Source organism: uncultured Sphingorhabdus sp., from assembly GCF_937872355.1.
Taxonomy (GTDB): Bacteria; Pseudomonadota; Alphaproteobacteria; order Sphingomonadales; family Sphingomonadaceae; genus Sphingorhabdus_B.
Window position 1 is genome coordinate 18,509 of record NZ_CALMSV010000177.1, and the last position, 14,405, is coordinate 32,913.

Here is a 14,405-nt window from a genome sequence, read left to right on the forward strand (position 1 = left end):
AGTGCGTTGTTTGGGCTATGATGGCGTGCTATCGGCGCGCGCTGCTCTCCGAATGGAGTGAGATAGCCGATCAATTCGCCTTTGGGGGGCGCATGGCAAATAGCGAATCCGAGATTTCCGAACATCAGCAGGAACATGCAGGGCATGGCCATAAAAAGGCCTCGCTCTTCACGTTGTGCGTCGGCACCGTTGGCGTGGTCTTCGGCGATATCGGTACCAGTCCGATATATGCTTTCCGCGAAACATTTGCCGGTCACCATCCGATCGAGCCTGATCCGATGCACATTACCGGTGTGTTGAGTCTCGTCTTCTGGTCGATGATGCTGGTGGTGACCTTTAAATATGTCTTCACCATCATGAAGGCCGATAACAAAGGGGAGGGCGGAAGCCTCGCTCTGCTCGCGCTGATCAGTCGCAAGACGCAGGGCGAGAAGTGGACCGCGCCGATTATCATGCTGGGTGTATTCGCGACCGCGCTATTCTACGGCGATTCCATGATTACGCCTGCCATGTCGGTACTATCGGCGACCGAGGGCCTCAATTATGTGCACCCTGGCTTCAAGGGCTGGGTGCTGCCGATTGCCCTCGCAATTCTTGTTGGCCTGTTCGCGATACAGGCGCGGGGAACCGCCAAAGTTGGGGCGCTTTTCGGCCCGATCATGGTTTTGTATTTCCTGACCCTGTCCGCGCTCGGCCTTATGTATCTGGTGAGGATGCCGGAGATTGTCCTTTACACTTTGAACCCATGGAATGCGGTCAACTTCTTCTACGTTGACGGGTTCAGGGCCTTTGTATCGCTGGGCGCTGTCGTTCTAGCTGTGACGGGCGCAGAGGCGCTTTATGCGGATATGGGGCATTTCGGGCGGCGGCCGATCAAATTTTCCTGGCTGTGGTTTGTGCTGCCCGCGCTGATGCTCAATTATATGGGGCAGGGCGCCATGATCCTGTCAATGAGCCCTGCCGAGGCGCAGGCTGCGATCAAAGATCCCTTTTTCCTGATGCTACCTGACGCCCTGCGTCTGCCCATCGTATTCCTTGTTATACTTGCGACCATCATCGCAAGTCAGGCAGTGATTTCGGGTGCCTTCTCGCTTACCCAGCAGGCTATCCAGCTTGGCTTCATGCCGCGGTTGCGCATCCTGCACACCAGCGAGAGCGAGGCTGGCCAGATCTACATCCCGGCGATCAACTGGGGCCTAATGATCATGGTCATCGTCCTGGTGCTCTTCTTCCGTTCATCGAGCAATCTCGCGGCCGCTTATGGTATTGCGGTGACGGGCGCGATGTTCATTGACACTTGCCTGATTTCGGTCGTTTTGTTGAGCCTGTGGCAATGGCCGAAATGGAAGGCGCTCCCGATCCTCGCAGTCTTCTTCATCGTCGACATCGCCTATTTTGGGGCCAATTTGCTCAAAGTTCCACAGGGGGGCTATTTCCCGCTGCTGATTGGACTCATCATATTCACGCTGCTGACGACCTGGTCGCGTGGACGGGCGCTGATGCGTGAACGCATGGCCGAAAGCACAATGCCGATGGAGATTTTCATCAAATCGGCGAGTGGCAGTGCGCAACGGGTGCCAGGAACCGCAATTTTCATGGCGTCAACCAGCGCAGGTGTGCCGTCCGCGCTGCTCCATAACATCAAGCACAACCGCATCCTGCACGAACGCGTCATCATCCTTACGGTGGACATTGCAGAAATGCCCTATGTCGAAGATGACAAGCGCGTCGCTTGCAAGCCGTTGGGCGAAGGGTTTTACAGGGTTATCCTGCGTTACGGTTTCCTCGAGGAAACCGACGTGCCGGCAGCACTTGCAAAGGTTGATCTGTGCGGTCCGCCGTTCGACATGATGCAAACCAGCTTCTTCCTTTCGCGACAGACGTTGATTGCGTCCAAGGTGCCCGGAATGGCAATCTGGCGCGAAAAGGTTTTTGCCTGGATGCTGCGCAACGCGGCGAACGCGATGGAGTTTTTCAAACTTCCGTCGAACCGTGTGGTTGAACTGGGCAGTCAGGTAGAAATTTAGTCCATATCGGAGCTTTACTTGAAAGCAGGTTGCTTCATCGGGAAAATACAACTAGAACAAAAAAGGAACTAGGGAATCTAGAACTTTGGAACTAAGTCCGCCTTTGCTGCTCTTGTTTGGTATTTCGCAATCTGAAGCGCGATCAAAGTTTGATGCTCTTCTTGCCGATAGTGCGGATATTGTCGTTGACGGGCTTGGCCAGGCCGAGAGTTCAAGGATAACGCTGGTTTGCGATGGCATTACTGTTGTTTGCGACTGGAATGTCGGGCAAGCAAATGCGACGCGTAGGAAGAAGGTATTTTCTACGATCAACGACGATATGGTGCGCAGCGCCTTGGCGATTTCCTTGCATCCTCATGTCGGCGATGGGCTTAAGATACCTGCAATCGGAAAGATGTTTCTTTCGCTGGGCGCTTCATTCGCCAGACAACTCAGCGCGAAAGCTGTTGTCTGGCAACCATCGGCGCTTCAGACCGACACAGACTATTTTGTAGAAGTTGTCGATTCCTACCTATCTGGTGGCGTGTTTCCGGTATTGCCGATTGTCGATTTTGAGTTCGACGATGTCGAACACATGTTGCGATCGAATGGCCTTGACCTGTTTTGCGGACAGGAGTTTGAGCTCCGGTCAGATCAACTGGAGCGCCCGGATCTGGTTCGTAGGGCAATCCGTCTTGCCCACGACCTGGCGATTAATGGCGCTGTTGAGGATCAACAAGATGTGCCGGATATTGAACCTGAATCCGTTATCCATCTGGCTCCCAATGCTGACGGTACCGTGCTGCAATGCCGGATTAAATCCAATGCGGAGCAAATTGTAACGCTTGGTTGATTGCTTTTCGCGCCACCTGCAATAGCTTGGGATTGCAACAGGGGGTGAGCGCCTATGCCATCGTTTCGTGAAGTGAAAAGACGCGTCAGGGTTCCGGGCTTTCACTGTCACCATATCATTCCGGTCGAAATTATCGAAAAACCCGCATTTAAAACTCTTTTTGGCAATGTCCGTGCGATGGGATTCGACTTTGACGATTTCCATCGGAATGGCCTTTACCTTCCATGTACTGAACAAAATGCCGCAGCCTTCGGCCTACCGCTGCATCGCGGGCCACATCCAGTTTACAACCAAGTCGTCAGCGAGTGCATAGCCGCGCTGGAAAAGTTGACTCTTCACGCCCAACTGCTGGAACTGCATAATTTGCAAGGCATGCTGAAAACAGCATTGCGAAATAACGAAGTTCCGCTCCGAAAGGGCAGACGCAATCCGGCAAACTCTGATCTGGATTTCGAGTCGGTCGAGATCGCTGCCTATCGTCTCTGGAACCTGTTTCCGTCGCATTGAGGCACCTTCTGTTGCGCTTTTTTCTGGACGTTTGAAATTTTGTGTGAAAAGGCGCGGGCATCATGAAAGCTCGTTCGCTCTCGCTTCTTCTTCGACTTACGCGCCCTTAGGCGCGTGAATGCGTCCGGCTGTGTCCGGAGCCGCCCGGCCTAAGGGTTACAACGAAAACCAGAACCGGAACATGAGGTGCCACTGCGCGCCCAATATATTGAGAAATAAGATGCTGAACGATCCATCCCGCAAGTACCGCGCATTTCCGCAAATCGATTTGCCTGATCGCCAATGGCCCAGCCGAACGATCGACAAGGCACCGCGCTGGCTCTCAACAGACCTTCGTGACGGCAATCAGGCGCTCATCGATCCGATGGGGGCGGAAAAAAAGAACCGCTTTTTCGATCTGTTGGTCAAGGTTGGAATCAAGGAAATCGAGGTCGGCTTCCCGTCGTCGGGTGCCACCGATTTCGATTTCATCCGTGAACTGGTCGACGGCGGTCGTATCCCGGATGATGTGGCGATCCAGAGCCTGACACAGTCCCGCCGCGATCTGATTGAAAAGACGTTCGAAGCTATGGCTGGTGCCAAGACAGCGATCGTCCACTTGTACAACGCAGTCTCGCCGGCTTGGCGCAATATCGTATTCAATCTCGACAAGCCGGGTGTGAAAGCCATTGCCATTGAAGGCGCGCAAATCTTGGCCGAACAGGCAGCGAAATATCCGCAGACCGATTGGCATTTTGAATATTCGCCCGAAACCTTCTCGACCGCCGAACTCGATTTCAGCATCGAAGTTTGCACCGCGGTGATGGAAATCCTGAAGCCGACGGCTGAAAAGCCGATCATCTTCAATCTGCCGGCCACGGTCGAAGCGGCAATGCCCAACATCTATGCTGACCAGATCGAATATTTTGGGCGCAATATTCCGAACCGTGAGGCCGTCGTTATCAGTCTGCATACGCATAATGATCGAGGTACAGGTATTGCTGCAACCGAGCTGGGTCTGCTGGCTGGTGGTGACCGTGTCGAAGGCTGCCTGTTCGGCAACGGGGAGCGGACCGGCAATGTCGACCTCGTCACCGTTGCGCTGAATATGTATACGCAGGGGCTGCATCCGGGGCTCGACTTCTCGGATATCGATGAAGTCATCCAAACGGTCGAATATTGCAACCAACTGCCTGTGCATCCGCGCCATCCCTATGCTGGCGAATTGGTGTTCACGGCTTTCTCGGGAAGTCATCAGGACGCGATCAAAAAGGGATTTGCACACCAGGCGAAGCGCAATGACGAGATATGGGAAGTACCCTATCTGCCCATCGATCCTGCCGATCTCGGACGCAGTTACGAAGCCGTCATTCGTGTCAATTCGCAGTCGGGCAAGGGTGGCGTCGCCTGGGTGCTCGAGCAGGATTATGGTTTGAAGCTGCCCAAGAAGATGCAAGCCGATTTCTCCCGTACCGTGCAGGAGCTTTCGGACACGACCGGTCGTGAACTGACCTCAGCGGATATCTGGGGTGCATTTCAGGATCGCTATTTCATCACCAAATCGGGACGTTTCGAACTGTTCGATTATGCTGAAAACCATTCGGGCACGGATCGGATTTTTGTCGGCAAATTGAAAGTGGACGGGGAGTTCCGAAACCTTTCCGGGCGTGGCAATGGCCTGATGTCTAGCGTGATTGCAGCGCTTGCCGACCATGGCGGACCGGAAATGGATATCGTTGACTATAGCGAACATGCCATTGGTCACGGCGCTGGCGCGCAGGCCGCAGCCTATGTTGAATGCCGCACCGCCGATGGACGCAGTCTTTTTGGCGCAGGTATCGATACCGATGTCGCTACGGCAACCGTGCGTGCGCTACTGAGTGCTGCAAACGGCATTTGACAAGGGCAGGGCGTTACGCTCTTTACGGCTTAAACAAGTGATTAAGCCTTAGGAGTTGCCGATGTCGTTGCCTGCCATTTTTGATAATCTCCGCTTGCCGGTGATCGGTTCGCCGCTTTTTATCGTGTCCGGACCCGAGCTGGTGATTGCGCAGTGCAAGGCGGGCGTCGTGGGCAGTTTCCCGGCACTCAACGCTCGTCCGGCAAGCCAGCTCGACGAGTGGTTGCATCAGATTACCGAAGAATTGACGGCGCATAACCGCGACAATCCGGATCGCCCGGCGGCGCCTTATGCCGTCAACCAGATCGTGCACCGTTCAAATAACCGGTTGGAAGAGGATATTTCGATCTGCGCCAAATGGCAGGTGCCGGTTACGATCACTTCGTTGGGTGCGCGCGAGGATCTGAATCAGGCGGTGCATGCTTGGGGTGGTATCACGCTGCATGACGTGATTGATGATCGCTTCGCGCACAAGGCCATCGAAAAGGGCGCAGATGGCCTCATTCCGGTGGCAGCAGGTGCTGGCGGCCATGCAGGCACAACTTCGCCCTTTGCTCTGATGCAGGAGATCCGTGAATGGTTTGACGGACCGGTCGCGCTTTCCGGTTCCATTGCGCACGGCCAATCGATCCTCGCAGCTCAGGCGATGGGAGCCGATTTCGCCTATATCGGAAGTGCCTTCATCGCGACCAAAGAGGCCAATGCGGTCGAAGGCTATAAGGAAAACATCGTCGAAGCGAAGGCCAGCGATATTGTCTATTCCGACCTCTTCACCGGCGTACATGGCAACTATCTGCGCCAGTCGATCGTCAAGGCTGGCATGGATCCGGACAACCTGCCCAAGGGCGATATCAGCACGATGAACTTCGGTTCGGGCGGCAACACCGAAGCCAAGGCCTGGAAGGATATCTGGGGTTCGGGTCAAGGCATTGGTGCGGTCAAGGAAGTGCAGTCGGTTGGTGAAATGGTAGACCGGTTGGAGCGCGAATATCGTGCGGCCAAGGCGCGGCTCGATGGAGCCTATCGCAAAGGCTGGTAATGCTGCGCATCGTCGAATTTCGGGACGAACTTGCGCCGCTGTTTCACGACATCAACGAAGAGTGGATAAGCGGAATGTTCGAGATGGAGGATGTGGATCGCCACGTCCTCCAAAATCCCCGTGCGACGATCATCGACAAGGATGGCGACATTTTATTTGTTGAGGTTGAGGGCAGGGGCATTGTTGGCGCCGGAGCGCTCAAATGGTCTGGCTCCGGTCAACTCGAATTGACCAAAATGGGTGTGCGTTCCGACTTGCGAGGGTTGAAAGCGGGCGAGTTTCTGCTCAATGCGCTCATTGAAAGGGCTGTTTCAATGGCACCCGAACGGCTCTATTTGCTCACCAACAAAAAATGCGAAGCCGCTATTCATCTGTATGAAAAATGCGGCTTCGAACATGATGCGGACTTGCTGGCCGAAGCACAGCACCAATATGCCCGCTGCGATGTTGCGATGACCTATCGAGGCTGATCAGCCTTCCTTTTCGAAAGCAACACTGATCCGCAATTTAACATCGTCGCCGACCATCGGGACATATTTGGTCATGCCCCATTCGCTGCGCTTGATCGTTGTGGCGGCATGGAAACCGATGGTTGCCTTTTTGTTCATCGGGTTGCTGCCGGAACCTTCGAAGCGCGTTTCAAGTTCGACAGGCTTGGTTACGCCCAGCATGGTGAGATCGCCCTTGATGACGGCCTTTTGCCCGTCAACAGTGACGCTGGTTGAAACAAAGCGCGCGCTTTCAAATTTGGCGACATCGAAGAAATCGGCGGTCTTCAGATGATCGGTCAGACCTTGGCTGGATGTAGCGACTGACGCAATCGGAATGGTGACATCCACTTTGGCTGCAGATGGGTTGGCCGGATCGATCTGGAGTGTGCCCTTGATGTCGCCGAACAAGCCGAAATAATCGTTGAAACCGAAATGGTTGACCTGCCAGTTGACCTGCGAATGGCGACTGTCGACCGCGTAAGTCCCAGCGGCAACCCGCGCAGCATCTGCAACGCCTGGAAGTTGTGGCGCGGCATCTTGCTGAGCGAAAAGCGGGGTTGCGAGGATGAGGGGGAGGGCAATCAGGAACTTGCGCATCATGGGCTCCAACTAAAATGGGGATGGAGCATGTGTTGCCCCATCCCCTTGAAAGTCAACAGCCTTGCGGCCAATTGCTTAGTTCTTGGCCTTGTCGACCAGCTTGTTCTTGGCAATCCAAGGCATCATTGCACGAAGGCGTGCGCCTGTTTCTTCGATCGGATGCGCAGCCGCGGCCTTGCGCGCTGCTTTCAGCTCGGGCTGGCCAGCACGGTTATCAAGAACGAAATTCTTCACGAAACGGCCTGACTGGATGTCCTCTAACACCCGCTTCATTTCCCATTTGGTCTCTTCGGTGATGATGCGCGGACCGGTGGTGATGTCGCCATATTCTGCGGTGTTCGAAATCGAATAGCGCATATTGGCGATACCGCCTTCATAGAGCAGGTCGACGATGAGCTTGGTTTCGTGGAGGCATTCGAAATAAGCCATTTCAGGTGCATAACCCGCCTCTACCAGCGTTTCGAAGCCAGCCTGGATCAGATGGGTGATGCCGCCGCAGAGCACGGCTTGCTCGCCAAACAGGTCGGTTTCGCATTCCTCGCGGAAATTGGTTTCGATTATGCCCGAACGGCCGCCACCGACGGCGCTGGCATAGGCAAGCGCTACGTCATGTGCGTTACCCGATACATCCTTGTCGACGGCGATCAGGCAGGGAACGCCGCCGCCCTTTTGATATTCGCTGCGCACTGTGTGGCCGGGCCCCTTGGGTGCGATCATAATCACATCGAGGTCGGCGCGCGGCTCGATCAGGCCGAAATGGATGTTGAGGCCGTGCGCGAAGGCGAGGGCTGCACCCTGTTTCATATTGGCGTGAAGGTCATCGGCATAGATGGCGGCCTGATGCTCGTCGGGCGCGAGGATCATGACAACATCGGCCCAAGCTGCGGCTTCCGCATTCGACAGCACCTTGAAGCCCGCACCTTCTGCTTTTGCAGCGGTTGCCGAGCCGGGACGGAGCGCGATGGCTACATCCTTCACGCCGCTGTCGCGCAAATTCTGCGCATGTGCGTGGCCCTGGCTGCCATAGCCTACAATGGCGACCTTCTTGTCCTTGATCAGGCCCAGATCACAGTCTGCGTCGTAATAAACCTTCATGATATTCGCTTTCCTGTTTTGAAGTGTTGGCCAATGGCCTGAATTAGCTTGCGTCGCTGCCGCGCATCAGCCCGACGATCCCAGTCCGACCGACCTCGACCAGCCCCAGTTCACGCATCAGCGCGACAAAGGTGTCGATCTTGTCCGGTCCGCCGGTAATTTCAAAGATGAAGCTGGAGACGGTCGCATCGATTACGCGGGCGCGATAGATGTCGGCAAGGCGCATCGCCTCGACGCGCTTGTCTCCAGCGCCGGATACTTTGACCAGCGCCAGTTCGCGTTCGACATGCGGGCCTGCGTCTGTGAGGTCGGTCACCTTGTGTACCGGAACCAGTCGTTCGCATTGCGCAATAATCTGGTCGATCACCTCCGGCGGACCCTTGGTGACGATGGTGATCCGGCTGATCGCATGGTCTTCCGAAATGTCGGCCACGGTAAGGCTGTCGATATTATAGCCACGAGCAGTGAACATGCCGGCGATGCGGGCAAGTGTACCTGCTTCGTTATCGACGGTGAGCGTGAGCACATGCCGCTCGGCAAATTCTTCCTTGATATGCATTATACGAGCGCCTTCGCTTCGTCGTCCATCGTGCCCGAAACTTCGTCGGAGTGCAGGATCATTTCGGTATGCGCCGCGCCGCTGGGGATCATCGGGAAGCAATTGGCTTCCTTGGATACGCGGCAGTCGAACATCACCGGCCCGTCAAAAGCCAGCATTTCGGCGATGGCATCGTCGAGCTTCGCCGGATCGTCGCAACGAATGCCTTTCCAGCCATAGGCCTCTGCAAGCGCGACAAAATCGGGCAGGCTGTCTGAATAGCTGTTCGAATAGCGGCTTTCATAGGTTAGCTGCTGCCACTGGCGGACCATGCCCATCCATTCATTGTTGAGGATGAAGACCTTGACCGGCAGGCGGTATTGCGTCGCGGTGCCCAGCTCCTGGATGTTCATCTGGATCGATGCTTCACCCGCAATATCGATGACCAACGCGTCCGGATTACCCATCTGCGCACCGATGGCAGCCGGCAGGCCATAGCCCATGGTACCAAGCCCGCCGCTGGTCAGCCATTTATTGGGTGCATCGAAATGGAAGTGCTGCGCCGCCCACATCTGGTGTTGCCCCACTTCGGTGGTGATGATCGGCGCCTTGTCCTTTGTAAGCTCATAAAGCCGCTCAATCGCATATTGCGGCATGATCTCGGACTGGCTTGCCGGATAGTTCAGCGAGCCGACAGAGCGCCAACCCTTAATCCGCGCCCACCACTCATCCAGATTTTGCGGCTGCAGTTTGCGGCTGTTCCAGATGGTGATCATCTGGCGGATCGCCTTACCCACATCGGCGACGATGGGCAGGTCGACACGCACGGTCTTGTTGATCGAACTACGGTCGATATCGATATGAACCTTGGTGCTGTTCGGCGAAAAGGCATCAAGGCGGCCCGTGACGCGGTCGTCGAAGCGCGCGCCGAGGCACAGCATGACATCGCACTGGTTCATCGCCATATTGGCTTCATAGGTGCCGTGCATCCCCAGCATGCCGAGCCAAGCCGGGTCGGAGGCAGGGAAGGAGCCGAGCCCCATCAAGGTCGAGGTGACCGGAGCACCCGAAAGCGTGGCGAGTTCGCGCAGCGCGGCGCTCGCATCCGGGCCTGAATTGATGATGCCACCGCCGGTATACAAGATCGGTGCTTTTGCCTTTGCCAGCAATTCAACCGCTTGGGTAATTGCAGCAAAATCGGCGTCGCCTGCTGGGATATAGCGCTTGGTGGCATTCGAACCATGACGGTCAAATTCGGCCGTAGCGACCTGCACATTTTTCGGGATGTCGATAACGACCGGGCCCGGACGACCCTGGGTCGCAATATGAAATGCCTCGGCGACGACTGCACCCAGTTCGGCCGGGTCCTTCACCAGATAATTATGCTTTGTGCAGTGGCGGGTGATGCCGATCGTGTCGGCTTCTTGGAATGCATCCGACCCGATCAGGTTGGTTGCGACCTGCCCGGTGATGCAGATCATCGGGATCGAATCCATGAAAGCGTCGGCGATGCCGGTGACAGCATTGGTCGCGCCCGGGCCAGAGGTAACCAGGACAACACCAGGCTTGCCGGTCGACCGGGCATAGCCTTCAGCAGCATGCGCCGCGCCAGCTTCGTGGCGGACAAGCACGTGACGGATCTTGGGATGCTGGAAAAGCGCGTCGTAAATCGGCAGCACGGCGCCACCAGGATAGCCGAAAACGGTGTCCACGCCCTGGGCGAGCAGGGCTTCGATCAATATGTCTGCGCCGGAATTTTCGGCCACTTTTCCTGTCCTTTAAACAAACGAAGCCCGCCTATTGCTGCATCGCAACAAGGCGGGCAAGTGCGGGCTGTTACGGATTAGAAAATGGCATGTCAACAGTTAAAAATGAAATAATGTTTCAATTTTATCAAAATCAGCAACACAATATGCTTCCGTCCAACGTGGCCATTGCGCCGGTGGTTGGTTGCGAAACCAGGTATACTGCCGTTTGGCATATTGGCGCGTCGCCGCTTGACCTCGGGCGACGGCCTCCTCCATGGGAATTTCACTTCGAAGCATCGCCGCAATTTCAGGAACACCAATCGCGCGCAGCACCGGCGCATCGGGTGGCAGGTCAAGCGCGAGCAGCGCCTGGACCTCCTCAATCGCGCCTTGCTCCATCATTGTCGCAAAGCGTCGATCACATCGCTCGTGCAGCCAATCGCGCGGAGGCAGAAGGATGAGCGGGCGCAAATCAATGTCGCTACCAATTCCGCCCTCGCGCAACATTCGCCATTCAACGATAGTCTTGCCTGTGGAGCGGATGACCTCAAGTGCGCGTTTGATACGGCTGTCGTCATTGGGAGAGAGAACAACCGCGCTGGCCGCATCTTCGCTCGCGAGAGCTTCGAACGCAGCAGCAGTCGGCAGCGACCGAACCAAGCGGCGCACGTCCGGGTCAATCTCCGGTATCGGCGCGATGCCATCTAGTAACGCGCGCAGATATAGGCCGGTTCCACCGACAAGCACGGGCAGGCGATCTTCTTCCCATGCCGCTTGTATTTCGTCTTTCGCATCCTGCGCCCAGCGAGCTGCTGAACAGGCTTCACGTCCGTCGAGATAGCCGAACAGCCGGTGCGGCGCAGTCGCCATTTCCGCTGCGCTGGGTTGCGCACTCAGGATTGGCAGATGCGCATAGACCTGGGCGCTGTCGGCGTTGATGATTGTCACCGGTTGCGATTGGGCAAGCCGCAATGCCAATGCAGTCTTGCCGCTGGCCGTGGGACCAGCAATAAGCGCCACTCTTTTTTGCGGATTCGTCATGACTTCAGCTTCTTCCACAAATGTTGCCACACTGATAGCCGCAGATCGTCTCGAAACCGGTCTGGTTTCAGAAGCTGAGGACCGGCTACGTGGTGCTGGAGCCGAGCCGATAGGGCATCATTGGTTCGAAGCGGAAAAGGCAATCGATATCGCTTTTGCCGGAAATATCGCCGCTGTGCGCGACGCCTTGCGCCCACTCGAAAGCCAAACAGACATCGTCGTTCAACCCGCCTCTAATCGGCGCAAGATGCTGCTGGTGTCCGATATGGATAGCACGATCATCACCATCGAATGCATTGACGAGTTGGCTGACTATGCGGGAATCAAGGCTGAGATTGCCGAGATCACCGAGCGCGCAATGCAGGGCGAACTCGATTTCGAAGGCGCGTTGCGAGCGCGCGTCGCCCTTCTCAAGGGATTACACCGTGATACCATTCGCCAATGTATCGACGAACGCGTCCGCCTGACTCCCGGCGCCGACATTTTGCTCAAGACGATGCGCAGCTGGGGGGCACACGGCCTGCTGGTATCAGGCGGCTTTACCGATTTTGTTGCAGCGGTTGTTGATATGGCCGGTTTCGATAGCATGGCTGCCAACCGGCTTGGTATTTCGGGTGAATATCTGGATGGAACCGTTGACGGTGAAATTGTCGACGCCCGAGAAAAGGCGCGCCAATTGCATCAGGCCCGTCAACAATTGGGTCTTAACCCCGAACTTGTGCTCGCAGCGGGCGATGGCGCGAACGATATATTGATGGTCGAAGCGGCTATTGAAGGCGGCGGTATCGGCGCCGCCTATCATGCCAAGCCCGCGCTTGCTGATAAATCCAATTTTGCTATTCGGCACAATGATTTGACTGCCCTGCTGTTTGCGCAAGGTGTGCGACGGACCGAGTGGGTTATGGGTTGATGAAGGCGCGGGGCGCGCATAAGTTTATCGGCATGAACCGAAAACTGATCCTTCTCCTCGCTCTAGCACCGCTCGCAGCGTGCAAGTCGCTCGAAAAACCTCAATCAAAAGCTGACGCTCGTGCAAATATGGCTGCTGCATCGTTGCAGTATACCGATGGCTCCGGAACCGCCAAATTCCTGCAGGAAAAGGGCGGAGTGCGCGGAAAGCTGTGGCTCCAAGTGCCCGGAAAAGGTAGCTATGCGATGCATGTGCATGCGGTGGGCAAATGTGAAGGGCCAGATTTTGCGAGTGCAGGGCCGCACTGGAACCCCGAAACCAAAAAGCATGGGCTGCACAATCCGGCCGGGCCGCATAAGGGCGATTTGCCCAATATTGAAGCTTATTCAGACATCAATGTAGTTGTCGATTTCTTCCTGCCCAATGTGCGTCTGGTGGGCGAGCGTGGAATGCTCGATACCGACGGCGCAGCCTTGATTGTTCACGAGCGTGCGGATGACAATATCACCGATCCAAGCGGAAACAGCGGCAAAAGGATAGTTTGCGGCGTTATAAACGCAGAGTAAGCGTTAGCTCAGCTTGTCTGCGTAAAGCAGTGAGCCCGGGGCAAGTCGCGACAGCACCTGCCCAATATCGTCGAATGAAAAGGCGAAGCAACCTTGGCTGCGTCCGACCTTTCCTTGCGTCGCAACCATCGACTGGCTGACATAACGGGCAGGGTGGATGACGATGGCACGGTTTTCGGCCTGGTCATTTTCGGGATCGAGACCGATCAAACGGCGCGACGCGCCATATTTGCCATAATAGGTTTCACCGATCAGATAAGCACCAGCGGATGTCGCTTCCGAACCCGGGATGTTGGAGAATTGCTGCAAGCGACCGCTATGCGTGCGGTCGGAACCAATGCCGTGCGATACCAGCAGCGTGGTGTTGGTCCCGTCAATCATGTTGAACAGGTGAAAACGCGGCAGGCCTGAAGGTTGCGAAAAATCGGCAATCGCCAACAGGTCACGGCTGAAGATCTTGTCACCATGTTTGGCTAACGCCGCACCTGCGCGTGCAAGCAGGCGAGGATCAAGTTCAACCGCGTTCATCGATTGCGCACGCGCGCCCGCAAGTGGGACCGATGCACAGGCAAGTCCGGCCCCCGCTAACGCGGCACGTTGTATGAAATGACGGCGACCCAGCTCTTTCATTTCTCTAAAAATAGGCGACATGTTTTAACAATTGAAGGAGCGTGCGCGCGTTTCAACGCAAATTTCCGGCATTTCGGCTTGCCAATTACCGCTTTGGGCATTTGTCATTTTCGTCCATTGGTCGTAAATCGGGCTGGAATTGCGGCGATACCAATTGATTTTGGAAGTGATTTTCCGCATATCTCTACCACTTTCGTAATATTGTGAAGCAACAGGGATAAATGATGTTTGTGTTGAAGACGCGCGGAGTGGCATTGAGCGCACTTGGTTTGCTGCTGGCTGTTCCCGCCGCAGCACAAACGCCTGCAGCCGAGACTCCGGTTGCGCAGGATCCGGCCGCGCCGCAAACACCGGCCACCGAGCCGGCAACTGCTCAACCTGACCCAGCTGCATCGCCCGCGGTCGAACCGGCCACAGCGCCGGCGGTCGTGCCAACTCCCCAACCCGAGCCCGAGCCTAAGCCCAAACCGATAAAGAAAGGGCCACCAGACAGCTTGAAACC

14 protein-coding genes and 1 pseudogene are annotated in these 14,405 nt (G+C 56.0%); 9 read left to right on the plus strand and 6 right to left on the minus strand.

Annotated elements, in window-relative coordinates; genetic code table 11:
* Nucleotides 1-92: 92 nt before the first annotated feature.
* From Q0239_RS11995 to Q0239_RS12020, 6 genes are all read left to right on the plus strand, one after another.
* Nucleotides 93-2,027, plus strand: coding sequence for a potassium transporter Kup (locus tag Q0239_RS11995; protein WP_298603181.1), 1,935 nt, complete (start codon nt 93-95; stop codon nt 2,025-2,027).
* Between the two features lie 85 nt (nt 2,028-2,112).
* Nucleotides 2,113-2,859, plus strand: a complete 747-nt coding sequence (locus Q0239_RS12000; protein ID WP_298603140.1) for a hypothetical protein — start codon at nt 2,113-2,115, stop codon at nt 2,857-2,859.
* Between the two features lie 54 nt (nt 2,860-2,913).
* Nucleotides 2,914-3,366, plus strand: a complete 453-nt coding sequence (locus Q0239_RS12005; protein WP_298603143.1) for an AHH domain-containing protein — start codon at nt 2,914-2,916, stop codon at nt 3,364-3,366.
* 220 nt (nt 3,367-3,586) lie between these two features.
* Nucleotides 3,587-5,245, plus strand: a complete 1,659-nt coding sequence (gene leuA / locus Q0239_RS12010) for a 2-isopropylmalate synthase (protein WP_298603147.1) — start codon at nt 3,587-3,589, stop codon at nt 5,243-5,245.
* Between the two features lie 61 nt (nt 5,246-5,306).
* Nucleotides 5,307-6,284, plus strand: coding sequence for a nitronate monooxygenase family protein (locus Q0239_RS12015; RefSeq protein ID WP_298603150.1), 978 nt, complete (start codon nt 5,307-5,309; stop codon nt 6,282-6,284).
* Nucleotides 6,284-6,754, plus strand: a complete 471-nt coding sequence (locus tag Q0239_RS12020) for a GNAT family N-acetyltransferase (RefSeq protein ID WP_298603154.1) — start codon at nt 6,284-6,286, stop codon at nt 6,752-6,754. Before Q0239_RS12015 ends, Q0239_RS12020 begins: the two co-directional genes overlap by 1 nt.
* Here Q0239_RS12020 and Q0239_RS12025 read toward each other — a convergent pair whose 3' ends face one another.
* From Q0239_RS12025 to miaA, 5 genes are all read right to left on the minus strand, one after another.
* Nucleotides 6,755-7,375 carry a YceI family protein gene (locus Q0239_RS12025; protein ID WP_367276095.1) on the minus strand — a complete coding sequence of 207 codons (621 nt, stop codon included), beginning with the start codon at nt 7,373-7,375 and terminating at the stop codon, nt 6,755-6,757.
* A 75-nt stretch (nt 7,376-7,450) separates the two neighbouring features.
* Complete coding sequence (gene ilvC, locus Q0239_RS12030; RefSeq protein ID WP_298603157.1) at nt 7,451-8,470, minus strand: ketol-acid reductoisomerase; 1,020 nt, start codon at nt 8,468-8,470, stop codon at nt 7,451-7,453.
* A 43-nt stretch (nt 8,471-8,513) separates the two neighbouring features.
* Entirely contained in the window at nt 8,514-9,029 is a 516-nt protein-coding gene (gene ilvN / locus Q0239_RS12035) for an acetolactate synthase small subunit (protein WP_298603160.1), read from the minus strand.
* Nucleotides 9,029-10,774 (minus strand): acetolactate synthase 3 large subunit, encoded by a 1,746-nt coding sequence (locus tag Q0239_RS12040; protein WP_298603163.1) that lies wholly within the window; start codon nt 10,772-10,774, stop codon nt 9,029-9,031. The genes ilvN and Q0239_RS12040 overlap by 1 nt, the downstream gene beginning before the upstream one ends.
* A gap of 99 nt (nt 10,775-10,873) precedes the next feature.
* Complete coding sequence (miaA, locus tag Q0239_RS12045; RefSeq protein WP_298603166.1) at nt 10,874-11,797, minus strand: tRNA (adenosine(37)-N6)-dimethylallyltransferase MiaA; 924 nt, start codon at nt 11,795-11,797, stop codon at nt 10,874-10,876.
* On the opposite strand from miaA, the gene serB reads away from it, so the two are divergent.
* Together serB and Q0239_RS12055 are read left to right on the plus strand one after the other, a co-directional pair.
* The gene (gene serB, locus Q0239_RS12050) at nt 11,796-12,707 is read left to right on the plus strand and encodes a phosphoserine phosphatase SerB (protein WP_298603169.1); all 912 of its coding nucleotides are present in this window, start codon (nt 11,796-11,798) and stop codon (nt 12,705-12,707) included. The genes miaA and serB overlap by 2 nt on opposite strands.
* Before the next feature lie 32 nt (nt 12,708-12,739).
* Nucleotides 12,740-13,273: a superoxide dismutase family protein gene (locus Q0239_RS12055; protein WP_298603172.1), complete on the plus strand. Its 534-nt coding sequence runs from the start codon at nt 12,740-12,742 to the stop codon at nt 13,271-13,273.
* A gap of 3 nt (nt 13,274-13,276) precedes the next feature.
* On the opposite strand, the gene Q0239_RS12060 is transcribed toward Q0239_RS12055, so the two are convergent.
* Nucleotides 13,277-13,924, minus strand: a complete 648-nt coding sequence (locus Q0239_RS12060) for a murein L,D-transpeptidase catalytic domain family protein (RefSeq protein ID WP_298603175.1) — start codon at nt 13,922-13,924, stop codon at nt 13,277-13,279.
* Nucleotides 13,925-14,124: 200 nt separating this feature from the next.
* On the opposite strand from Q0239_RS12060, the pseudogene Q0239_RS12065 reads away from it, so the two are divergent.
* Nucleotides 14,125-14,405 (plus strand): annotated as a pseudogene (locus tag Q0239_RS12065) (hypothetical protein); the annotation flags it as partial.

Bases quoted from the DNA above. Each gene is read 5' to 3' on its own strand.
- Q0239_RS11995 (WP_298603181.1), top strand. From the start codon at position 93: ATGGCAAATAGCGAATCCGAGATTTCCGAACATCAGCAGGAACATGCA.
- Q0239_RS12005 (WP_298603143.1), top strand. From the start codon at position 2,914: ATGCCATCGTTTCGTGAAGTGAAAAGACGCGTCAGGGTTCCGGGCTTT.
- leuA (WP_298603147.1), top strand. From the start codon at position 3,587: ATGCTGAACGATCCATCCCGCAAGTACCGCGCATTTCCGCAAATCGAT.
- Q0239_RS12015 (WP_298603150.1), top strand. From the start codon at position 5,307: ATGTCGTTGCCTGCCATTTTTGATAATCTCCGCTTGCCGGTGATCGGT.
- Q0239_RS12020 (WP_298603154.1), top strand. From the start codon at position 6,284: ATGCTGCGCATCGTCGAATTTCGGGACGAACTTGCGCCGCTGTTTCAC.
- Q0239_RS12025 (WP_367276095.1), bottom strand. From the start codon at position 7,375: ATGATGCGCAAGTTCCTGATTGCCCTCCCCCTCATCCTCGCAACCCCG.
- ilvC (WP_298603157.1), bottom strand. From the start codon at position 8,470: ATGAAGGTTTATTACGACGCAGACTGTGATCTGGGCCTGATCAAGGAC.
- ilvN (WP_298603160.1), bottom strand. From the start codon at position 9,029: ATGCATATCAAGGAAGAATTTGCCGAGCGGCATGTGCTCACGCTCACC.
- serB (WP_298603169.1), top strand. From the start codon at position 11,796: ATGACTTCAGCTTCTTCCACAAATGTTGCCACACTGATAGCCGCAGAT.
- miaA (WP_298603166.1), bottom strand. From the start codon at position 11,797: ATGACGAATCCGCAAAAAAGAGTGGCGCTTATTGCTGGTCCCACGGCC.
- Q0239_RS12055 (WP_298603172.1), top strand. From the start codon at position 12,740: ATGAACCGAAAACTGATCCTTCTCCTCGCTCTAGCACCGCTCGCAGCG.
- Q0239_RS12060 (WP_298603175.1), bottom strand. From the start codon at position 13,924: ATGTCGCCTATTTTTAGAGAAATGAAAGAGCTGGGTCGCCGTCATTTC.